Here is a 21,812-nt window from a genome sequence, read left to right on the forward strand (position 1 = left end):
GCGTGGGCGGCCGCCACGGGTCGACCGGAAACGAAAGGCAAATGAGTGGAACGCATGATCAGAGCGGTGCTGGCGGCCGTCGTCCTGTGCCTGGCCTCCGCCGGAGCCCTCGTCGGGCTACCGTCGGCATCCGCCGCAGCCTTGACCCAGGTGACGAATTTCGGAACCAATCCAACGAACCTCAACATGTACGTCTACGTACCGGACAGGGTCGCGGCACGGCCCGCCCTGCTGGTGCTGACCCACTACTGCGGCGGGTCGGCCGGCGCGATCTTCAACGGCAACGGGCGCGACTACGTGACCGCGGCCGACAGGTACGGGTACGGGTACGGGTACGGGTACGTCATCGTGGTGCCGGAGGTCACCCGCAGCGAGAAATGCTTCGACGTGTCCACCCCCGCCGCGCTGCGGCGTGACGGCGGCGGCGACTCCACCGGTGTCATGGCGATGGTCGCCTGGGCGCGACAGCGCTACAACGTGGACCCGGAGCGGATCGTGGTCAGCGGGTTCTCCTCGGGGGCGATGATGACCAACGTGCTGGCCGCTCAGTATCCGGACGTGTTCGCCGCCGGTTCGGCGTTCTCCGGAGTTCCCGCGGGGTGTTTCGCGACCACGAACGGGTCGCTGTGGAACGGCCAGTGCTCGGGCGGGCAAGTGATCAAAACGGCGCAGCAATGGGGTGACCTGGCCCGGTCGATGTATCCCGGATACACCGGCCGTCAGCCTCGGATGCAACTGTGGCACGGCAGCACGGACACGACGCTCCACTACAACAACTTCGGCGAAGAGATCAAGCAGTGGACGAACCTGCACGGGCTGAGCCAGACCCCGGCGTTCACCGACCGTCCGCAGTCGAACTGGACCCGGACCAGGTACGGCGTCACCTCGGCCCAGGCCACGGTGGAGGGGATCAGCATCAGCGGGGTCGGCCACCAGCTGCCGATGAGCGGCCAACTCGCCTATGCCATCACCTTCCTCGGCCTCGACAGCGGCGGCACCCCCTCGCCTTCGCCGTCGCCCTCGGGCGGCACGAGCAGCGCGCTGAAGGGCATCGGATCGGGACGCTGCCTGGACGTGAGCGGCGCCTCGCAGGCCAACGGCGCACAAGCACAGATCTGGGACTGCAACGGGCGGTCCAACCAGCAGTGGACCTCCACCGGCACCGGTGAACTGCGGGTGTACGGCAGCAAGTGCCTGGACGTCAACGGCGCCGGGACGGCCGATGACACCGCCGTGATCATCTGGGACTGCAACGGGCAGAACAACCAGAAGTGGCGTCTCAACGCCGACGGCACCATCACCGCGGTCGGGGCGAACAAGTGCCTGGACGTGTCCGGGTACGGCACCGCCAACGGCAGCAAGCTGCACATCTGGACCTGCCACGGTGGCACCAACCAGCAGTGGACCCGAGCCTGACACCGTCCGTGGTGTGCCCCTGGTCTTGTGGAGGCGGGTTCTTGGATTCTTGTGCCACTCGTTGAAAGGAGAGTGGCATGGGACGGCGTGGCTACCCGTCGGAGTTCCGGCGCAAGGTACTGGATCTCGCTGAGGCGGGCCGCAAGGTCACCGACGTGGCCCATGACCTGGACATCAGCAGCCAGACGATCTGTTCCTGGCGTCGACAGGAACAGATCGTCTGGCTGCTGCGATGCGCCCCGATCGAGACGGAATTGATCACAAACGCGCGCCGATCGACGCCTCCACAACGCCCCGGGCCAACTTGGATGAAAAATTGGTGCCAAGTTGCCTGAAAACCTGAGCGACTCGGGCCAGGTCAGCTGCCGAAGCGATGCCAAGTAGCGAGAAAAGTCGCACTGACCCGCGCGTCCCGCACGTGCCGTCACCGTCCCGGCCCGTAGGGCCTCCGGCCCGCGCGTCCCGTCCGGGGAACCCCCGGGACGCGCGCCCGGCCCGTCCGGGAAAGCCTCTGGGACGCTCCTGGGCGCACACCGCCCCGGTCCGTCCGGGAAGACCCCTGCGCTCCCATGTCAGGTGCTCCGGCGCGACGTCAAATCTTGACAGGGGATCGCCAGGAGGCGCGCGCGGGCGCGTTCACGGAATGCAGCGGTGCGAGGCTGAGGTGGGGCCTGGCCTCGCGTCACGCAAACAGGGGGATTCCATGAAAATCGACCGATTCGCCGGGCCGGTGCTCTCGCTCTTCCGCATGGTGACGGGCTTCCTTTTCCTCTGCCACGGCGCGGCGTCGATGTTCGGCGTCTTCGGCGGTAACCCCGCCACCGGCCAGGCCGTCGATTTCGGGGTCTGGCCCGGCTGGTGGGCCGCGCTCATCCAGGTGTTCTGCGGCGCTCTCGTGCTCGCCGGACTCCTCACCCGTCCCGCCGCGATCCTCGCGTCCGGCTCGATGGCGTACGCGTTCTTCGTGGTGCACCTGCCCCAGGACCTCCTGCCGCTGCGCAACGGCGGTGAGCCGTCGGCGATGTTCTGCTGGTCGTTCCTGCTCATCGCCGTACTGGGCGCGGGCCCGTGGGCGCTCGACGGCCTGGTCCAGCGCCATCGCGACGGCTCAGGGGAACCCGGCCACCTCGATGTCCCGGTGCGTTCCGGAGGGAACTGACCTCCGGCCACCCGGGGTCCGGCGAGCTCGCGGCGGAAAATCCGCACTTTTTCCATCTCTTCGGCGATATCCAAGAAAAGCCCACGTCAGCGCGTGCGGACCGTCTCGGAACGTCGGTCGGCGAGACCGTACGACAGGGCGCGCGAGAGCACGTTTCCGCAGGTCAGGCAAAACATGAACGCATGTTTCACGTTTGCCAAACCCGGATTACGTGGTCAAAGATGAATCATCTCCAACCGAGCCCCCGACCAGGGGTTTCTTCGGCATGCCACCAACCGCCCACACCCACCCCGAGGAGGGGACGATGATCCATGCCCGAGGGCTGACCCGGCGATTCAAGGTGAAGAGGGGAAGCGTCGACGCCGTACGCGGACTCGACATCGATGTGGAGGCCGGCCAGCTGGTGGCCTTCCTCGGTCCCAACGGTGCCGGAAAGTCGACCAGCCTGCGCATGTTGACCTCCCTGCTCCCGCCGACGTCGGGAACCGCGACCGTCGCGGGCCGCGACGTCGTGTCGGACCCGGCGGGGGTCCGCGCCCGCATCGGGTACGTCGGCCAGAAGAACGGCTCGGGCGAGAACTTCCGCGTCCGCGACGAGCTGGTGACCCAGGCGCGCTGCTACGGCCTCCGCAGGCCCGAGGCGCACCGGCGGGCCGACGAGATCCTCGGCCTGCTGGACCTGGAGTCGCTGGCCACCCGCAGGCCCGGCACCCTGTCGGGTGGCCAGCGCCGCCGCCTCGACATCGCGTTGGGACTCATCCACCGGCCCGAGCTGCTGTTCCTGGACGAGCCCTCGACCGGCCTCGATCCGCAGAGCCGCGCCAACATCTGGGAGCACATCCTGCGGCTGCGCGAGCTGCACGGCACGACCCTCTTCCTGACCACCCACTACCTGGAGGAGGCCGACAGCATGGCCGAGCGGGTGGTGATCATCGACCACGGCCGGATCATCGCCGACGGAACGGCCGAGGGGCTGAAGAGCGACCTGGCCGGCGACCGCATCACGATCACCGTCCACGACGGGTCCGCGGCGACGAGGGCCGCCGAGATCGCCGAGCGGATCGCCGGTCCCGGCGCGGTCACCGTCGACGGGACGACGGTGCGGCTGCGGGTGCCCCACGCGGGCGCGGCGCTGCCGGAGTATCTCCGGTCGCTGGAGTCGTCCGGTGTGAAGGTCGGCACCGCCGAGACCGCCCGTCCCACGCTGGACGACGTGTTCCTCGCGCTGACCGGCCGCAGCCTGCGCGAGAGCGACGAGGCCGGCGAGGTCCGCGAGGTAGGCGCGGCAGGCGAGCCCTTGAACGACATGAGCGGCGTTTGACCGTCCCGTATCCCCGGTCCCCCGGTCCCCTACAGGTTCGCCCCTGTCTCCTGGTCCCCACTGGTTGACCGTCCCGCATCGCCCCGATCTCCCGTCGGTCCGCCCCGCGTATCCCCCGCTTCCCCGTCGGTCCGACCGCCCCGCATCGCCCCGGCCCCCACCGGTTTGACCACCTCGTATCGCCCCGATCCCCACCGGCAAGAAAGGTCACACCGTGAGCGTGCAGTTTTTCCGCGACACCGGAACCGTCTTCTCCCGCGAGTTCGCCCCCGTGCTGCGCGAACCCCTCGGCCTCCTCTTCACCATGGGCCAGCCGCTGCTCTTCCTGTTCCTGTTCGGCCCGCTGCTCGGAGGAACGGGAGGCCCCGAGGGCCAGGGCTCGCCGTGGCAGTGGTTCGTGCCCGGCATTCTGATCATGATGTGCCTGTCCGGGCCGATGATGGCCGGATACTCCCTGCTGGTGGAGCTGATCGGCGGTTCGATGGAGCGCATGCTGGTCACCCCGCTGAACCGCACGGCGATGCTGATCGGCCGGACGATGAAGGAGTTCGCCATCCTGCTGGCCCAGGCCGTGCTGATCATCGTCCTCGCGGTGCCGCTGGGCTTCCGCCCGCACCTCGCGGGCGTGCTGGCCGGTCTGGCGGTGCTGACCGTGTTCGGGGTCGGCCTGGGCGCGCTCTCCTTCGTCCTCGCGATCGCGTCCAGGCCGGGCGGTGAGCTGTTCTACGGGGTCACCCAGCTGGTGATGTTCCCGCTGATGCTGCTGTCGGGCGTGCTGCTACCGGTGGACTCCGGCCCGGGGTGGCTCCAGGCCGTCGCCGCGCTGAATCCGGTCTCCTACATCGTCGAGGCGGAGCGGGCGCTGTTCTCCGGCCGGTTCGCGGACATGTCAGTGCTGTACGGGACGCTCTGCGCCTGCGCCGTCGCCGCGGTGGGCCTGGCGATGGGCACCAGGGCGATGCGCCGCGGCATCTGACGCTCCGGCCGCCACCGGTCACAGGCGAGCGCGTCCCGCTCGCACGCAGCCCCGCGGACAAGTCACGTCCGCACGCAGCCCCGTTCGCGGACAGCCAGGTCCGCGGGGAGTCCCGTTCGCGAGCGGTCACGTTCGCGGCCGGTCCCGCGTCGGGCGCGCGGCTCCTCTCACGAGCGGGCGAGCACGGCGGTGAACACGCGGTCGAGCGCGTCCTCGGGGTCGGCGACGGCTTCCGGCGCCCGCCAGGCGATGTAACCGTCGGGGCGCACGAGCACCGCGCCACTGCCGCTCACCCCGTACCGCCTCCCCCACGCCCCGGCGGGATCCTCCAGCTCCCCGCCGATCCTGTACGACGTGACCCGCACGCCCAGCCAGTCCGCCGCCACCTGGGCGGCCCGCGTCCAGGCCTCCCCGTCCGGTCCGGCGAGCAGGACAAAACCGGGCCCGAACAGGTCGACAGTGGAGACCGGCCTGTCGTCCCGGCGCAGTACGACGTGCGGGGCGCGGCTGCCGGGACGGCCGGTCGGGTCGCGGGGGTCCTCCAGGAGCGAGCCGTCGTCGCCGGCCTCGGCCAGGATCGCGGCCGAGTGGTAGCGGTAGCCGATGATGGCGGCGATGGGGTCGTCGAGCGGTTCCGGGTAGCCGACGCGCATCGCCGGAGGCATCCGCACCCCGAGGTTGGCGAGCTGGGCGTCGGCCGTCAGCTCGCCGATCGGGCGCCGCTCGGCGTCGTAGGTGTCCAGGAAGTCCTCACCGGCCTGCCCGGAGATCACCAGCCAGAGACGCCAGGCGATGTCGCAGCCGTCCTGGAGGGCCGCGCTGCCGCCCTGACCTCCGGTCGGCGGCATCGTGTGCGCCGCGTCCCCGGCGAGGAACACCCGGCCCTGCCGGTAGCGGCCGGCGAGGATGTGGGCCATGCCGTAGCTCGTCCGGTCGAGCAGGCGCACGTCGAGTGCGGGCAGGCCGGTCGCGACCCGTACGAGGTGGCGGCAGCGCTCCTCGGTGAAGTCGGCTTCGCTCTCCCCCGCGTCGAGGTCGTAGTTCACGCTCAGCACATGTGAGTCCACACCGGTTCCGGTGACGATCGCGCCGGTGAAGGTCTCGTTCCGCAGGTACCAGAGGGTGACCTCGCGGTCGCGCACCAGATCGCCGAGGTCGGCGTCGAACATGATCACGCAGGCGTGGCCCAGATCTCCCTTGCCCGTGGTGGGGATGCCCAGGCGGTCGCGTACGGGGCTGCGGTAGCCGTCGGCGGCGACCAGGTAGTCGGCGCGCACGCTCGTCTCCTCGCCGGTCACGCGATCGACGATCAGCGCGGTCACGCCGTCGGCGTCCTGTTCCAGGGAGACCAGTTCGGTGGAGAAGCGCAGGTCGGCGCCGAGTCCCTCCGCCTTGTCCCGCAGCAGCCCCTCCACCCGCGACTGGGGCGCGCCCACGCTGGGGGCCGGGGTGATCTCGGCCATGAAGCCGAAGTCGTCCTGGCGGCCGTCGACGATCATGTTCGGTTCCGGGTCGCTCAGGCTGGCGGCGATGGCGATGCGCATCCCGTCGCCGATGCCCTCCCAGATCTCGCCGAGCGACTCCTCGATCCCGGGGACGGGGCGCAGCAGCTCCAGCGCCCGCCAGTTGACCCCGAACGCCTTGGGCTGCACGGACGTGCTCGCGTGCCGCTCGACCAGCGTCACCGGCACGCCGCGCCACGCCAGGAGCGCGGCGGCGGCGAGCCCGGCATACCCCGCGCCGACGATCAGCACCGGCACGCGCTCCTCGCGCCGTGCCCCGCCGTCCGTTCCCGCATGGGCGTCAGAGTGTGTTTCCCGCATGGAGGCCTCCACCACGTTCGTCGGTGCGGAGGCGTCATGGGGGACCTCCGCGTGCGTCGGTGCGTCGGTGCGGAGGTGCCGTCAAGGCTCGCACCTAACGCGATGTATCGCGTTATGTACGAGCTTGCCGCCAAATGAGATATATCGCAAGCCGGTTCGGGGAGAATCAAGTTCCGGATCGTCGTACGGGCGGGAGGCGCCGGCGTGCCCGGCGGCCCGTCGTGGAGACGCGCGCCGCGGCCGGGCACGAGAACGGCCGGCCACCCGGGATCTCCCGGGTGGCCGGCCGGATCAACGTGTCCGGAACATGCCGTGGCAGAGGATCAACATGTCCGGAGCGCGCCGTGTCGGAGGATCAACGCGTTCGGAGCGCGCCGTGACGAAGGATCACCACGGGGACGGCGCCGGCGGCGCGACCACCGGCGGGCGGTCGTCGCAGGTGATGGTGTTCGGCAGCACCCACGGGGCGAGCCAGGCTCCGGTGGTGCCGCCCCCGTCGTTGCCGCCGAGGTCCGTCAGCGAGAACTCCGAGCCGGTGGGCGGGAAGTTGAACGAGCCGCAGTTGTTGACGCCGACCGCGCCGACATTGCGGGCGTCCACGTTCTCGAAGGACGCGGAACCCTTCACGCGGGCGCTGACCACCGAGGTGCCCGTGCCGTCGACCCTGATGTCCTTGAAGTGGACGTTCGTGATCGAGTACAGGTCCTTCACGCCCCAGTCGCTGACCAGCATGATCGCGTTGTAGGTGTTGTCGAGGAAGTGATTCCCGACCACCTGGATGTCAGCATCGATGTTCTTGTCGAGCGCGTAGAGCCAGATGGCCCCCAGGCCGACCCTCCAGTTCAGCTCGAACGTGCCGGCCCGGACCGTGGTGTTGTCCTTGATCGACAGCTGCCCGGCGAACGCCTCGGCGCCGAAGCGGGAGCCGATGTGGATGCCACTGCCCTCGCGGATCGGGTCGGCGACGAGGTTGTTCGAGACGATGTTGTCGGTGCCGCCGTAGACGGCGATGCCGTTCGCCAGGGTCGGCGTCTGCACGGTGTTGCGGTCGAACGTGTTGCGAGCGTTGGCGATCTTCTCGGACCACAGGGCGAGGCCGTCGTCACCGGTGTTGCGGGTGAAGTTGTTCGACACGACCGAGTCCGTGACACCGCCGTGGAAGTTGAGGGCGTCGGCGATCTGGTCGACGATGATGTTGTTCGTGATCTTCAGGTTCTTCATCGGCCCGTCGAACCACATGCCCACCTTGGTGCGGTGGATGTAGAGGCCGTCGACGGTCGAGTCGCTCAGCGCCCCGCCGATGCCGTTCACCTGGTCGGTGTCGATGCGCTCGCGGACGTCGCCCTCGATCGCGAAGCCGGACAGGTGCACGTTCTTGCTGCCGCCGTCCGTCGCGTCCTTGCCGTAGAAGCCGACGCCGGTGTGCACCGAGCCGTCGGGGGCCGGGGCGGGAAGGGTGACCTCCTTGCCCTTGATGACCGTGTACCAGTTGCCGGCGCCCTCGATCGTCACGTTGTCGACGATGATGTGGCGGTTCACCTGGTAGACGCCCGGCGGGATGTAGACCTTGAGGTGCTTGCGCTTCGCGAAGGCGATCGCCTTGTCGATCGCGTCGGCGGAGTCGCGCCGGCCGAGCGGGTCGGCGCCGAACGCCAGCACGTTCGCCGCGAGGAGCCTGACGTGCGGTGCGCCGACGAGCTCCGAGTCGAGCAGGTCGATGACGGTCCACTCCGCGTTGCTCCCGGCCGGGACCGTGAGCCGCACCTTGTCACCCGCGCGGTACGTCTTGCCGAGCAGGAGGCGCTGCTCGTCGTAGAAGTGGGTCGGGCGGAACGGCTTCGTGATCGTCGGGGCGGGCGTCGTGGCGTTGGGCACGCAGGCGCACTCGGTGATCCACCAGTCGGGGTGCAGCAGGTCTGCGTTCGGGTCGTTCGTGAACGGATACTGGTTGTACAGCCACGCGTACTGCGACGTGAGGGTCATGACCCTCTTGCCCCCGCCGTTCACCGTGACGTTCAGCGGCGCGGTGATGCCGCCGCCGTTGGGAGCGTCGGGAATGCTGTAGCGCACGGTGATGGCGTTGGCCGTCTTCGGCAGCGTGAACTCGACGTGCTGTCCCGGCGTCAGCCTGACCGCCTTGCGGCCGGACGCCTCCCCCGCCAGCGTGTACGCGGCGCGGTCCGGGCCGATGGCCGTGCCGTTCGTCGTGGCGTTCTCCGCCTCCTGCTCGGCGAAGGCGACACCGGCGCCCCGCCCCGCGACGAGCGACGGGTCGAGGGCGGCGCGCGTCACCACGGGAGCCGGGGCTCCGCCCGTGCCGACGCCGGCGAGTGCCGGGGCGCCGGGCACGACGCCGAGACCGACGGAGGCCGCGATCACCGCCGCGACCGCCGCCGACGCCCTTCGCGGTGGCCTGCCGGCCCATCTCGCCACAGCTCCTGTGATGCTCCGTGACATCGGATGCTCGTTTCTCTCGGGGGGTGAACACCTGAAGACGCTCGGGGCGGAGCGAACGCCACGAGGGTGAGGTGACAGTAGGACTCCGATGCCTCGTTCCACAAGGCTCCTGCGAAATAGTTTCGTAATCTTGCTCTATAGCTTCGGATACCTCTTAGGTTCTTGCAACGCCTGTCATGAGTCATTGCGATGTTCCGCAACGCACGACCTGCCACGATACGAGGTGAAGCACGCCTCGCAAGGCCGCTGAAGATCGTGGAACTTGACTCCGTCCCGAATCGGGCCAGGCGGGAGCCGGACGCGTCGTCACCGCGGGCGGCGGCCCGAGCGTGCCGGCGACCCGAGCGTGCCGGCGACCCGAGCGTGCCGGCGGCCACGACTCACCGAGGCGAGCGGCGCCCGCCACCCAGACCAGGCATGCGGACGGGCCCCTGCGCCGGGGAGAGCTCCCACTTCTGCGGGGGGACGGCGTCACCGAGCCCTTCGCGGGGTCCGTGACGCCGTGCGGCCCGGGGAAGGCGTGCGGCCCGGGTAAGCCGTGCGGCCCGGGGAAGGCGTGCGGCCCGGGGAAGGCGTGCGGCCCGGGGAAGGCGCGTGACCGTCAGCTTTGCCGCCGCATGGTCCCGCTGAATACCTGCACACCTTCCGGCAGCGCCGAATACGGCTTGGAAAGGGTCGCGCTGATCTCGATCGTGTCGTGGTCGACGGCCCGGACGTTCATATAAAGGCCAGGAATGCATGCTTCCAGACCTGAATTCTCCGTTGGATTCTCCGGTGTGAAACCGACCGACTCCAAGGCGATATGATCATTGTTGACCGCGGAGAGCTTCCACGTACGCGAGCAACCCACCTTCCGGCCGGTGGAGTCGGTCCAGTGAACGGCCTTTGTATCCGCCACCTGGCCCGGCGGCGTTTCCCGTATCGTCAGCCTGTCGATTCCCTTTACCGGAAGCCCCATGACGAGTATGGAATTCATCTCTATTTCACCCTGCCACACGCCGACATAGCTCTCGGGGACATCGGCGCTCGGGACACCGCCGGTCGGAGCACTCCCGGTCGGGGTGTCGGGAGCGACGGTGACGATCGGCGAAGGCGTCGCGGTCGAAATCGGGCCGCCCCCCTCCGGGGGGAACAACCATGCCAGCACGGCCACGAAAAGCGCCAGCACCCCGGTGACAGCGGCGACGACGCCTGCCCGCTCTGCCGTGTTCCGGCCCCAGAACGACTGCCACGACGTACGCCGCCCACCTCCGCCGGGCCCGTGCGGCGAACGGTCGCCGCCGATCGCGGGCTCTTGGGGGCCGGTTTCCGAAGGGGTGTCACCTGGACCGGGCGTCGGGACGGACGCGCCCGTATCGTCAGGACCGTCTCGGCCGTCCGGGCGGTGAGGGGGCGACCCGGCGGGATCAGGGGAACGGGGATTTCGCGGCACGGTCTCGTCCTGAGCCACTCGGTCAGCGGGCTCGGGTAAATCACCTCCACGGGATTGGCCGGATTCTCCCGCTTCGAATTCTGGCATTTCCGATTACCGGCCCTCGGTCGACGGCTTCCTCGTCTCACCACGTCGAGCTCGCGAAGCACGCGTTTCGCCATGCCAGGAAGCCCGAACGGCCATGATCCCAAAACGGTCCGGGACATTCAAGGGCGCGGCCTGACCGGAGCGCCCGCGGCTTTCGAGCAGGTCGGGATGAGCGTGCGCCGGAGGGGAACGCGGAATCGGCCCGACGTCCTCCAGTCCCCCGGTATCGTCTTTCAGCCTCTCGATATCGTCCTTGAGCCGAGAACAGGCCCGCACTCCAGCGGGACCTTCCCAGATCTCCGCCTGTTTCACAATGTTTCTCCCGGATGGCCGAAACTTTGGTCTCGACCGTCCGGGAGACACCTCAAAAAAAGTCCGGACCGGTCACCCGGGCACTTCCACGACACGATTCCTGCGCCAAGGCCTTTTCTCGCGAACCACCCGGGCCCGTCAGGAGGATTCGCGGCCCTGAATCCGCCCCGCCCCCCGGGCGCGCCTTCGAGCGCTCACTCGCAGTTCTTGTAGTCGGCCCGGGTGCTGTCGTAGGAGCAGGAGTCGACGAGTTTGGCCGACCGGTTGCGGATGGAGGCGACGTCGGCGTCGTTGTTCCACACATACGCCCGCCTGCCCCAGTAGACGGTGCTGGTGCCCGAGCGGCCCTGCCCGGTGCGGACGGTGAGCTTCTTTCCGGGGTCGAGCAGCTGGTCGTCGCCGAAGGTGTACTGGTAGCCGGTCTTATCGCGCAGACTCCATCCGGCCAGGTCGATCGCCTTGCGGGTGGTGTTCTTGATGGTCACGTACTCGCCGTTCAGGCTGGCGTTGCCACGCAGGTCGGAGCCGGGCGAGTCGTAGTACACCTTCGTGATGAGGATCGCCGGGGCCGCCGCGGCCTGGGCGGGAACCGCGGGAAGCAGCATGATGAGGGCGACGGCGGCGACAGCGAGGGGGAGACGCACCGGGGCATCCTCCGAAATATGAGGTAATTAGGTCATCTGTGGGACGACCACCGGTGACGTTCGGTTGACCGGTGAACCACGTTCTGTTGGGGCTCCCGATCACGGCCCCCGCCCGGCCTGCCCGGACGCCCACCTCCCACGACGACCGCCGCCCCTCTCCGCCCCGCCTGAACGCTCGCCCCCATGACGACCGTCGCCCCTCTGTGCCCCGCCTGAACGCTCGCCCCCACGACGACCGTCGTCTCTCCCCTCCCCCGCCTGTCCATGCTCGGCGGACCCGGCTCGGGCGGCCCGGCTACGAGAAGCCGTGGGGCGGCTCGTGACCGTTGTTGTTCGAGGTGGCAAGGGGGAGACGGAGGACGAAGCGTGCGCCGCCGGCGGCCGAGGTCTTGACCTCGATCGTCCCGTGGTGGGCTTGAGCGATGCCACGGGCGATGGCCAGACCGAGGCCCGTGCCTCCGCGGTCGCGGCTGCGGGCCGCGTCCAGCCGGGTGAAGCGTTCGAAGATCCGTTCCCGGTCGGCTTCGGCGATGCCCTCCCCGTCGTCGTCGATGGTGAGTTCGGCGCTGTCGCCGTCCGGCCGCACCTCGACGACCACCGTTCGCCTGGCGTGCCGCTCGGCGTTGTCCAGCAGGTTCGTGACGAGGCGGTCGATCTGGCCGAGTACGGCGTCGATGGGCACCTCCGGAGCGAGCATGAGCCGCATCTTCTGCGGGTCCGCCCGCCGCGAGACCTCCGCCCGTACCACCGTCGCCAGATTGACCCTTTCCCGGCTCTTGGCCGCGCTGCCCTCAAGCTTGGCCAGCAGGAGCAGGTCGGTGATGATCGCCTGCAGCCGGTCGAGGTCGGCCAGCGAGTGGGTGAGCAGTTCGTTCAGGTCGGTCTCGCCGGGGTGCAGCTGCGCCTCCTCCAACTGGACACGGAGCCCGGCGATGGGGGTGCGTAGTTCGTGGGAGGCGTCGGCGGTGAACTGCCGCTGACGTTCCATGGAGGCCTCCAGGCAGGCCAGCGTGCGGTTGATGCTGTCGGCCAGGTCGCGGATCTCGTCATCGCCGAGTGATACGGGCACCCGGCGATTGAGAGAGCTGGCGTTGATCTCGTCGAGTTCGGCTCGGATGGCCGCCACCGGCCCGAGGGAGGTGATGACGACCCGGCGGCCGAGGTAGGTGATGACCAGGGCGAGCACCATCATTCCCCCGCCCGCCACCGCGTCCAGCCGCGGATCGATCAGCGGAGGGATCGCGGGAGAGGAACTGTAGACGATCCATTTGTCACTCCCCCGCTGGGCCCACTGCGCGACGACGATGTCGCATTCGCCGGCGGGAAGGACCCCATCGCACACAACGGCGGTGGCGGGTTTCGTGCCCTCGGGGAGAAGCGTCGACATGCGCGGCTTACCGCTCAGTTGCGGGGTCGAGGCGACGACCCGGCCCTGCGGGTCGACGATCTGGACTTTGCGGGACCAGCGCTGAGCCAGGGGGTAGTCCAGTCTGCCCCGTTCCATTTGCGCGGCCACTCGGCTACCGGCCGCGGTGATCTCCTCGATGAGAGATTTGGTGACGAAGCGGTTCATGGCGAGCATGAGCACCGCGGTCGCCAGCGAGCACAGCAGAACCGCCACCACGCCGGTGAACAGAGTGATGCGGTTTGTGAGTGAGATTCCCCGTCTCGCGCTCATCCTCCCAGTTCCCCCTGGTCAGTCGACCATATGAGTTACGCAACTCTGCGGAGGGGGGTGGATGTCGGCTTCGGATGCGTGAGCGCACCGAGGGGCCGCCCAGGCGGCCACCGACCGGAGGTCACCGAGGCGCCGATCGCCTCTCGCGCCCGCCATGAGTGATCACAAGGCTGGTACGAGGTACGAAGCCGGCGATCATCCAGCGCGCTTTCTGCAAGTTCATCGCATTAAGGGCGGATAGGTCGCCCTGTAAACCGGAGTCTAATTTCACATAATCGTCATCTGTCCCGAAACCGGAGACATGACGTGCATATTGCGAAAACACTGCCGTCATTTGACGCCGCCCTCCGCCCTCCGCCGAGAAAACCGTGCTCATTGACACGCCCAGGCACCGTCACACGGGACGGTGCCTGGGGCGCGGCCGGGGCCTCCGCGTTGGCAGGATCACGCGGGTCGGTGGCCGGTCACGCTTGAGACCGAGCGTTCTTCACCCGGTCACACCTGAGATTCAGTGTTCTTCACCCGGCCGCGCCTGAGACCGAGCGTCCTCCCCCCGGCTGCTCCTAGGACCGAACTTCCTTCACCCGGTCACGCACCACCGCGGCGCCCAACCAGCGATCATGGAGGACACGGCCCTCCGGATCGAAGAGCGTCCACAGCCCGCCCGCGAGAAGGCACGGCAGCCCGACGCCGGGAACGAAGGCGAGGAGGGGGAAGGCCAGCGCGCGAAGAGCCGCCTTGCCCGCGCCCGGTCGCGCGCCCGTCCGCGCGGCGACGACGCGCACGCCCAGCAACCGCTTGCCCAACGTCCGTCCCCACAGGGCGTGCTGCACCCAGACATAGAGGAACAGCCCGGCCAGGATGGCCGATTCTCCGGGCCTCACGCCGCTCCGGAACACGTACGCGTCGGCCCGCTCCAGGAGTCCGGCTCCCATGTGAAGCTTGAAGCTGATACCGATCAAGGACCAGGCCGCCCCCACAACAGCGCTGAGGACTCCAACGACGATCAAGTAGTCGACCAGGGCCGCCGCCGGCCGGCGCCACACCATCCCGGCCTGGGACGCGGCCGGTTCTTCCACCGTGACAGGCCGCGTCCCAGGCCGGGATGCGACGAGCACCAGCGCCGCGGCCGCCAGGAGACACAGCTGGGTGATCCCCCAGGCGTCGGCCACCCCCGCGAACCAGTCGGCGCCGAACAGCGGGATCGTCCCACCGCAGATTCCCCGATGGCCGTGCAGCGAGGCGAGAGGTCCGGCGGCCGCGTTCGGGACGAGGAGTCCCGCCACCCGCCGGCTCACGGTCGCGGGACGCCCGCGGAGGAGACACGCGAGGAGGCCGAGGAGGACCACGAGAGCCGGAACCGCCCATTCCATCGTGATCTCCATGACCGCTTCGAGATCACGACGCAGCGGGGCGAACGGCGACAGCGTCGATCCGCTGCCGAACTGGCACACGACCCCGTAGACCTGGTCGGACCATTCATGAGTCCGGGCGAACTCCTCGATTTCGCGTCGCTCGCGCCACAGCTCCCATGTCGGCAGGACGGCGACGACCGCGGCCGCCACCCACGCCGACAGCGCTGACCGCGACAACCGGGAGAACCGGGAGAAACGCGGCACCATGATCCTTCCATCTCGGAAGCGACACCTTACCGATGCTCCGGTGAAACGGCAGGGACGGATGTGCGATGGATTCGAGGAGGAAATGCCGGGGTTTCGCACATCGGGCCCACGCGCCCCGATGTGATGCTCGGCGAACCGCCGGAACGCCTCCGCGGACGAATCCACAAGAAGCCCGGACAGGTAAGCCGGCCCATCGGGCTCGCTCTCGCGGGGCGTACCGGGCTCGGCGTTCACCGTTATCGTCACCGGAAACGAATCAGTTCTCATCACGCCGAAAACCACCCGGCCGTACTGTCCGGATGGCGGAAACGGCCTTTGCCATCGTGTGGAGTGGCTCCAAGATCCAACGATCGACAATGCGCCACGGCGCGAAACAGGCCATAAGCATAAAAGTGTCAGTGATTATGGCTACGGTCCCGATCATGACCAACGCGGTGCAGGCGTACGCGTACGCGTACGCCGGACCCTCCACGCTCGCCGCCGGGCGACTGGCCCTGTCCACCTCCGGCGGGCGTACGGCACGCGGCACGCTGAACCACCCCCGATTCTTCAGCGGCCTGCTGACCGAGCGCTCCGGCCTCGACGCGACCCGGGTGCGGGCCGCGCTGACCCAGCTCGGTGCGGCCGGCCGGGTGGGCTACGACACCGCCGAGGCCGGATACTTCCACCGCGAGCTGCCCTACGACCGCGACAGGGTCGCCGCGATGAACCCGCGTGCCAGGGCCGCCCGTGAGCTGGCCGACGGCGGGGCGGTACGGCTCGACGGCCCCGGCCGGGCCCTGGTGACCTCCGGCGACCAGGTCCGCGAAGTACGCGACACCGCCTGCACCTGCCCGTGGTGGGCCAGACATCAAGGACGACGAGGGCCGTGCAAGCACGTGCTCGCCGTACAGATCATGAAGGGAACTCAGACGTGACCGCGTGGGACAACGTGCGCGACCTGATCGACAAGTGCGACGCCGACGGCGTCGCGGCGCTGGTCGTGACCCTGGACGACGCCGCCAGGCGTGAGGTCGCCAAGCAGTTACCCGAACATCTCAAGCACATCCGGCTCTATCTCGACCCCTGGCGCTGCGCCGGAGACCGGGCCGAGGCGTTGCGCGCGGCGGGCGCCGGCACGATCGCCACCGCGTCCTCCGTCGCGTCCTGGCTCACCCGCCGCGGGCTGGTCGGCGCCGACGAGCCGGTCGACGACACCCGGCGGCTGCTCGATCTCGTCGGCACCCGCCCGCACGCCTGGCAGGCCGAGCTGGCGACCCAACTGGCGGGAAGGCTCCGCGGGCGCGACCCGAGCTACGAGCTGACCATGTCCCTGATCCGCCGGACCGGCATCGAACCGCCGGCCGACGACGGTTTCGTCGTGGGCTGGGTGTCGGCGGCGCTCGGCGACCGGCAGGTGGCCGACGTGCTGGCCGCCGACCCGCTGCTGGACACGCTCCTGCCGCGGATCTTCCACGCCCAGGGGGTCGGCGAGGCCCTGCAGTGGGAGGGCGACCCCACCTCCGGCACCACCTGGCTCGGCGGGCTTCGCACGTTGACCGCCGGCGGCCGGGTCGACCGCGCCATGCTGCTGGACGGGTGCGTCAGCCGGTTCCTGCGCGGCGGCACCGCGCTGGAGCTGCGCTTCTTCGTCCGCCTGCACCAGGCTCTCCAACCCACCCCCGCCGAGGTGGCGCCCCGGGCCCGCGACTACCTGCGGCTGCTGCCGACCGCGCCCGGCACGGTCGCCGAACTGGCCCTGGGCCACCTGCGCGAGCTGCCCGCCGTACCCCCCGGCGACTTCGCCGAGGCCGTCGGGCGCTGATGTACCGGCCGGAGAAGAAGCTCGTGCGCGCCGGCCTCTCCTGGCTCGACCAGTCCGTACGTCTGGCACCCGAGTACGCCGAGGCGGCGGCCGGAGCCCTGGTGGCCGCCTTCGCCCACGAGGCCTCCGACGTGCAGGAACGCGCCGTACGGCTGGCCGTCAAACACGCCGCGCACCTGGACCGGGCACCGCTTCGCGACGCGGCCGCCGCCCTGCCCGCCGATCTGCGCGAACGCCTCGGCATCTCGGAGAAGCCGGGCGAGGACGAGAAGCCGGCCGACGGCGCGGGGTCGGGCGAGGACGCGAGGCCGGCCCTCCTGATCGCCCCCGCACTGCCCCCGGTCGAGTTCCCGCCGCCCATCACCACGGCGGCCGAACTCGGCGCGGAGTTCGTCCAGCTCGCGCACGCGCCCTTCACCCACCTCGACTGGCTGGGCAGCGAGCGGCTGATGGCGGCGCTGGTCGAGCTCACCTACCGCGACCGCGCGGCCGTACGGGCGGCCCTGGCCCAGGTGCCGGCCCGCACATGGACATGGGACGAGGACGACGACCCGGTGGCGTGGCTGTGGACGGCCATGCAGGCCGTCGCCTCTCCACCGGCGCCGTCGCCCGTATCCCGGTTTCCGGACCCGCACCGGACCTCGATGCCGCACCTGCTGATCCTGTCCCGGATGGCCGAGATCCTCGCCGCGGCGCGGGCGGACAACCTGCCACCGGTGCTGCTGGCCACCCCGACGAGCGCCGACGGCCATGTCGACCCCACCGAGCTCCTCGCCCGTCTCGAACGGCTGGAAGCCGTGGACATGGACCCGCCGGACGCCGATCTGCAGCAGGCGCTGTTGCGGATCCCTCGGCGGGTCGACGCCGGTGTGGCCGCGAAGGCCGCCCGGCTCACCAGCCCCGCCGGGCGGATCGTGGCGCGATGGCTGTCCGGAGGCGGACTGGCCGACCCCGTCGTGACGGTCCGATACGGCTACGAGGGCGACTCCCACCGCTGGTTCGACGACGGGCCACCACCGTCGTACTACTACAACTCGCGCGCGTACTCGTTCGTCGCGGCCTCACCGGTCGAGCTCGACCTGATCGATCTGCTGTGCCGCGATCCCAGGGCCTTCACCCTCAACCGCGGCGGATACCTGAACTGGTGGGCCGGAATCATGCCCTCTCATCGCGAGGTCGTCGCGGCCTACCTGCTGCCGTTCTTCGACTGGGACTGGCCCGAGCGCAGCCCCGGACCGCCGATCCTTCACGACCTCGCCCGGGCGGACGGTCCCCTCGGCCCCGCCTTCGCGACCATGCTGGTCTCCCATCTGAACAACGAGGACCCCGCCGGGAGGGCGGCTGCCCTGGATCTGCTCCTCGCCCTCGCCGCGGCCGGCGACCTGCCCGCCACCGATGTGGGAGACCAGCTCGGCCAGCTGGTCAAAAACGGCATGGTGACGCTGAGCCGCGTCACCCCGTCACTGGCCGAGGCGGAACGGGCGGGCGCGGGCGCACAGGTGTGGCGGACCGTCGCGGCCGCTCTTCCCCGCATACTGCCCGCCGACGGTGAGCGACCGCCCAACGGCCTGGCCGACCTCATCGCGCTCGGCGTCAAGACCGCCCCACCCGGCGACACCACGCGGATCCCCGGCCTGGCCGCGATCGCCGCACGCGGCGGATCGAGCCGGATGGTCCGCGAGGCACTCCGCCTCACCCGCCTCCTTCCCTCCTGACGAGGTCGTCCGGCTCGGCGGCGCGTCGTTCTTGGGACGGCGCGCCGCTCTTAAAACACATCACTCTCGAAACGCGCCGCTCTCGAAATCCGTCGCTCTCGAAAGAGGGAGCCCGCGTCGACGGAGTGAGCCTGAACATGGGCGGACCGCGCGAACCTCACGATCGCCTGCCGCGAGGACTTGGGGCGCCGCCATCGAGCCCGGCCGCCTTTCCGCGGGGCCGAGGGGCGCGCCGCGCGATATCGTCGCGGACAGGCCGTGGGAGTTTCACGGCATCGTCATCGGGGTGCTCGGGATCATTGCTTCCGTGAACTTGTTCTTCCTGGAGTAGGACGGGCGACGTGGGCCAGAGATTGGGCGAGGGCTGGGAGACGCTGCCTCCCGAATTGCTCGACGCCTACGACCGGTGGCACCTTTCCACCGGTTACGACACCACGCTGGTGAGGTGGCTGGAGGGCGGGATGAGCGAGGCCCCGGTCGCCCTTGTCGCGCAGTTCGAGCCGCACGTCACCAGCCGGCAGGCGGTGCTCAAGTTCATGAGGGACGGCCCCGAGGCGGCGCGGCGGACGCGCCGGGCGCTGGACCACTCGCCGGCGGAGTTCCGCGCCGCGCACCTGGTGGAGCTGATCGGCGAGGCCGTCCCGCTGGACGGCTGGTGGATGATCCAGATGGAGATCGCCGGCGGCGACCGGTCCACCGTACGGCCGCTGCTGGACCTGCTCCATCGCGGCGGCCTGACGGGTGCCTGCGCGGTGGTGACCGAGTCGGTGCTCGGCGGGTGGAATCCGGCGCTCGCCCATCGACCTCTGCGCATGACCGCTGGAGCGTACCTGCGTTCGCTGCTCGGCGACCGGTTGCGTCCCGGCAGCGCGCTGTCCAGGTGGGCGGCCGCAAACGGGACGGCCGCGACGGTGAGGTGGGTGCCCGACGGTGACGGCGGGCAGGGACTCAACCCGCTGGCGCTGGCGAGCGGTGACGAGTCGATCTCCCTGCTCGTCCAGCGTGGACGCGCGCACGGCGACCTCAACGTACGCAACGTGCTGCTGCGCGGCGACGATCCGCGAGGGTTCAGGCTCATCGACTTCGGCGATTTCGCCGACGACGCGCCGCTGGCCCGCGATCCCGCTCACCTGTTGCTGAGCCTGGCCCGCGAGTGGCTGGGGGATCTCGCGGTCGGCTCCTCGGCTCGGCACGCCCTCATGGTCGCGGTGGTCACCCCGGGTAAGTCCCAGGCGGCCTCCGTGGCGGGCGCGAAGGAGGCCGGCGAGGCGTTCCACGACACGGCGCAGCGCTGGGCCGACGGCACCGGTTTCGGCGAGCACTGGAGGCTTCAGGCGCTGCTGTCCCTGATCGGCTGTGCCCTGATCTTCACCGGGCGCGCTCGCCTGCCGGACGACGTCCGGCGGTGGTTCTTCGACCTCGCCGTGTACGGGACGCGCGAGTACCGCAGGCTCGCCAGGGACCTCGGCGAACCTCAGGCCCCGATGTCCGGCCGGCCGGGAACCAGTCGTCCCGAGCTGGGGGTGCCGCGTTCGCGGGCCGAGATAGACGCCCAGCTCACCAAGCAGATGCCGTTCATGCAGCGCACCATGGGCAACAAGAACGGGCTCGTGGGCACGGCACTGGAGCTGCTGGACGAGCGGGAGCGGTTCGTCTGCCTCGCGCCGTGCCGGATTCGGGGCGGCACGCCGGGCTCGGCGGTCATCCTGGTGAGTGACCGGTACGTGCGCACGGCCGAACTCGACACCCAGTACCAGACGTCCGGCGTCACCCGAGTCGCCCACGGCGAGATCAGGGAGCTGTGCCTGTATCCGGACCGCAGACTCGGCCTCCTCGACACGGCCGACGTGCGTGTCGCCACGGACACGATCGAGCTACTGGCCAGGGGACTGCTCAGGAACCAGGCGGAGTTCCTGGTCGCGAGCCTGGAGAAGCTCACCGGATTACGGCGACGCGAGGCCGAAGACGGTTCGGTGGCGGCGGCCTGGAGGGATCTCGTCGACGCGTTGCGCGACACCAGGTTCGAAGACGGCATGAGCGGTGATCTCGCGGCGGGCATCGAGTCCCTGCGGACGGCGTTGCGCAGGAGACGTCCACCGCACCCGAGGAATCCGGACGAGGTCGAAGGGCTGGTGCGCCACCTGAACGAGATCCTGTCCGGGGCGGCATCGCACGCCCCTCCGGAGCAGGTGAGCGCCGCCCGCTCCTCCGCCAGGCTGATCAGGGGCCGGCTGCTCGACCTGCTGACCGAGGCTCGGCCCTGAGGCGCCCGAGCACGTCCGGAGGTCCGGCACCGACGATGACGGCCGAGCACGTCCGGGGGGCGGCAACGATGATGACGCGCTCTTCACCACCGGCCGGGGGCGACCCGATCAACCCGTCCGCCGGGCGGGGGCGCCGTTGTGTCCGGGAGTCGCGGGCGGGAGCCGGTTCCGTCTTGGTGGAACTCGACGTGTCCCAGGTAGGACACTTGTGAAGCCCTGACGGGCTTTTGCCCTTCGCGTTTCTACCTTCGTGTTCCTACATTCGCTTTTAGCCGCTACCTGTCCTCGCGGTCAGCAGAACTTGTCGCGGGCACGCTCGAATCCCTTGTCGAATCCTCGCTGGTATTGCCCGAAACCGCGGCTGACGCCGCTCCTGCTCTTTCCGCAGGTGCTCCCGGTGCTGTATCCGTCGCTGTAACCTCTCCGGCAGTCCTGGATTTTGTCGCATGGCTTGGTCTGGAGCTTGCTCGCCGTTGCCGCGCGGTACGAGGCATCGGTCACCGCCATCTTCGTGGAGGCTGTGGCGGCCGAGGCCGCGTCGGCCACGTGCATCGTGCCGATCATCGCGATACCGGCGGCGGTGACCGCGATCGCCTGGCGAATGGTGGTGGACATGGCAGTCATCTCCTTTGCTGGTCGTGCGGTCCGCCATACCGGCGAGAGCCGGAGCGACGAGGCCGCCACTTTCTCAGCGGAGAAGAAATATCCGGCATTAGCCATCAAAAGCATTGAAAACGGGTCAATTGTTGCAAATCACGATAAATCACCTGAGCTGAGACGTGTCACCGAACAACCGGCCACGAGCGGCGCTCCCGGCTCGGCTCGTTCCCAGGAGGGGTGCCCTCGCTCTCAGGAGGAGAGCTTTCGTCCTCGGACAGGGGCGCCCTCACGCTCGGCCGCACGCGGTCGGCCGAGGATCCAAACGCGATGCCGAGCCCACGTGACCGGCGGGATCGCCACCTCTACCGACGACCAACCGTCGCCCCACCGGCCTCACGGGTTACCGGCCGCAGCAAGGCGACACGGAACCCGCCTGGAACAGGGAACGGGATCTGGCGCGCCTACCGGCGTCGCGGCGGGGCAGGGGGCGGACATGGTGAAC

At 69.6% G+C, this 21,812-nt stretch carries 16 protein-coding genes; 9 read left to right on the forward strand and 7 right to left on the reverse strand.

All coding sequences use genetic code 11. The annotated features are described in order from the left end of the window. Positions 1–54 precede the first annotated feature (54 nt). The 5 genes from ACSDR0_RS36935 to ACSDR0_RS36955 all read left to right on the forward strand — a co-directional run bounded on the left by ACSDR0_RS36935 (position 55) and on the right by ACSDR0_RS36955 (position 4,872). Positions 55–1,416: an extracellular catalytic domain type 1 short-chain-length polyhydroxyalkanoate depolymerase gene (locus tag ACSDR0_RS36935; RefSeq protein ID WP_435293594.1), complete on the forward strand. Its 1,362-nt coding sequence runs from the start codon at positions 55–57 to the stop codon at positions 1,414–1,416. A 77-nt stretch (positions 1,417–1,493) separates the two neighbouring features. Continuing rightward, entirely contained in the window at positions 1,494–1,751 is a 258-nt protein-coding gene (locus ACSDR0_RS36940) for a transposase (protein WP_435293595.1), read from the forward strand. Between the two features lie 368 nt (positions 1,752–2,119). Next, positions 2,120–2,575, forward strand: a complete 456-nt coding sequence (locus tag ACSDR0_RS36945; RefSeq protein ID WP_435293596.1) for a DoxX family protein — start codon at positions 2,120–2,122, stop codon at positions 2,573–2,575. A 304-nt stretch (positions 2,576–2,879) separates the two neighbouring features. Next, positions 2,880–3,896: an ATP-binding cassette domain-containing protein gene (locus tag ACSDR0_RS36950; protein WP_435293597.1), complete on the forward strand. Its 1,017-nt coding sequence runs from the start codon at positions 2,880–2,882 to the stop codon at positions 3,894–3,896. Positions 3,897–4,110: 214 nt separating this feature from the next. Then, entirely contained in the window at positions 4,111–4,872 is a 762-nt protein-coding gene (locus ACSDR0_RS36955; RefSeq protein ID WP_435293598.1) for an ABC transporter permease, read from the forward strand. A 167-nt stretch (positions 4,873–5,039) separates the two neighbouring features. Here ACSDR0_RS36955 and ACSDR0_RS36960 read toward each other — a convergent pair whose 3' ends face one another. From ACSDR0_RS36960 to ACSDR0_RS36985, 6 genes are all read right to left on the reverse strand, one after another. Continuing rightward, on the reverse strand, positions 5,040–6,695 hold the full coding sequence (locus ACSDR0_RS36960) for an FAD-dependent monooxygenase (protein ID WP_435293599.1): 1,656 nt from the start codon (positions 6,693–6,695) through the stop codon (positions 5,040–5,042). A 387-nt stretch (positions 6,696–7,082) separates the two neighbouring features. Continuing rightward, the gene (locus ACSDR0_RS36965; protein ID WP_435293600.1) at positions 7,083–9,128 is read right to left on the reverse strand and encodes a glycosyl hydrolase family 28-related protein; all 2,046 of its coding nucleotides are present in this window, start codon (positions 9,126–9,128) and stop codon (positions 7,083–7,085) included. A 625-nt stretch (positions 9,129–9,753) separates the two neighbouring features. Beyond that, a complete protein-coding gene (locus ACSDR0_RS36970) occupies positions 9,754–10,320 on the reverse strand; it encodes a hypothetical protein (protein WP_435293601.1) in 567 nt (188 codons plus the stop codon). 857 nt (positions 10,321–11,177) lie between these two features. Beyond that, a complete protein-coding gene (locus tag ACSDR0_RS36975) occupies positions 11,178–11,627 on the reverse strand; it encodes a lamin tail domain-containing protein (protein WP_435293602.1) in 450 nt (149 codons plus the stop codon). 295 nt (positions 11,628–11,922) lie between these two features. Then, complete coding sequence (locus ACSDR0_RS36980) at positions 11,923–13,251, reverse strand: sensor histidine kinase (protein WP_435293603.1); 1,329 nt, start codon at positions 13,249–13,251, stop codon at positions 11,923–11,925. A 617-nt stretch (positions 13,252–13,868) separates the two neighbouring features. Further along, entirely contained in the window at positions 13,869–14,927 is a 1,059-nt protein-coding gene (locus ACSDR0_RS36985; RefSeq protein ID WP_435293604.1) for an RDD family protein, read from the reverse strand. 422 nt (positions 14,928–15,349) lie between these two features. Here ACSDR0_RS36985 and ACSDR0_RS36990 point away from each other — a divergent pair, with 422 nt between their 5' ends. The 4 genes from ACSDR0_RS36990 (at position 15,350) to ACSDR0_RS37005 (ending at position 20,710) form a co-directional block, all read left to right on the forward strand. Next, entirely contained in the window at positions 15,350–15,844 is a 495-nt protein-coding gene (locus ACSDR0_RS36990) for an SWIM zinc finger family protein (RefSeq protein ID WP_435293605.1), read from the forward strand. Next, positions 15,841–16,731, forward strand: coding sequence for a hypothetical protein (locus ACSDR0_RS36995; protein WP_435293606.1), 891 nt, complete (start codon positions 15,841–15,843; stop codon positions 16,729–16,731). Before ACSDR0_RS36990 ends, ACSDR0_RS36995 begins: the two co-directional genes overlap by 4 nt. 23 nt (positions 16,732–16,754) lie before the next feature. Further along, entirely contained in the window at positions 16,755–18,446 is a 1,692-nt protein-coding gene (locus tag ACSDR0_RS37000) for a DUF7824 domain-containing protein (protein WP_435293607.1), read from the forward strand. Positions 18,447–18,787: 341 nt separating this feature from the next. Beyond that, a complete protein-coding gene (locus ACSDR0_RS37005; protein WP_435293608.1) occupies positions 18,788–20,710 on the forward strand; it encodes a hypothetical protein in 1,923 nt (640 codons plus the stop codon). Between the two features lie 291 nt (positions 20,711–21,001). Here the strand turns inward: ACSDR0_RS37005 and ACSDR0_RS37010 are convergent, their stop codons facing one another. Next, positions 21,002–21,334: a hypothetical protein gene (locus ACSDR0_RS37010; protein ID WP_435293609.1), complete on the reverse strand. Its 333-nt coding sequence runs from the start codon at positions 21,332–21,334 to the stop codon at positions 21,002–21,004. Positions 21,335–21,812: the final 478 nt, after the last annotated feature.

This window comes from Streptosporangium sp. G11, assembly GCF_051192615.1.
Classification (GTDB): domain Bacteria; phylum Actinomycetota; class Actinomycetes; order Streptosporangiales; family Streptosporangiaceae; genus Streptosporangium.

What these genes read in the sequence shown, in the direction of transcription:
- ACSDR0_RS36940 (WP_435293595.1), top strand. Translation starts at nt 1,494, where the DNA reads ATGGGACGGCGTGGCTACCCGTCGGAGTTCCGGCGCAAGGTACTGGAT.
- ACSDR0_RS36945 (WP_435293596.1), top strand. Translation starts at nt 2,120, where the DNA reads ATGAAAATCGACCGATTCGCCGGGCCGGTGCTCTCGCTCTTCCGCATG.
- ACSDR0_RS36990 (WP_435293605.1), top strand. Translation starts at nt 15,350, where the DNA reads ATGACCAACGCGGTGCAGGCGTACGCGTACGCGTACGCCGGACCCTCC.
- ACSDR0_RS37010 (WP_435293609.1), bottom strand. Translation starts at nt 21,334, where the DNA reads ATGACTGCCATGTCCACCACCATTCGCCAGGCGATCGCGGTCACCGCC.
- ACSDR0_RS36960 (WP_435293599.1), bottom strand. Translation starts at nt 6,695, where the DNA reads ATGCGGGAAACACACTCTGACGCCCATGCGGGAACGGACGGCGGGGCA.
- ACSDR0_RS36950 (WP_435293597.1), top strand. Translation starts at nt 2,880, where the DNA reads ATGATCCATGCCCGAGGGCTGACCCGGCGATTCAAGGTGAAGAGGGGA.
- ACSDR0_RS36985 (WP_435293604.1), bottom strand. Translation starts at nt 14,927, where the DNA reads ATGGTGCCGCGTTTCTCCCGGTTCTCCCGGTTGTCGCGGTCAGCGCTG.
- ACSDR0_RS36935 (WP_435293594.1), top strand. Translation starts at nt 55, where the DNA reads ATGATCAGAGCGGTGCTGGCGGCCGTCGTCCTGTGCCTGGCCTCCGCC.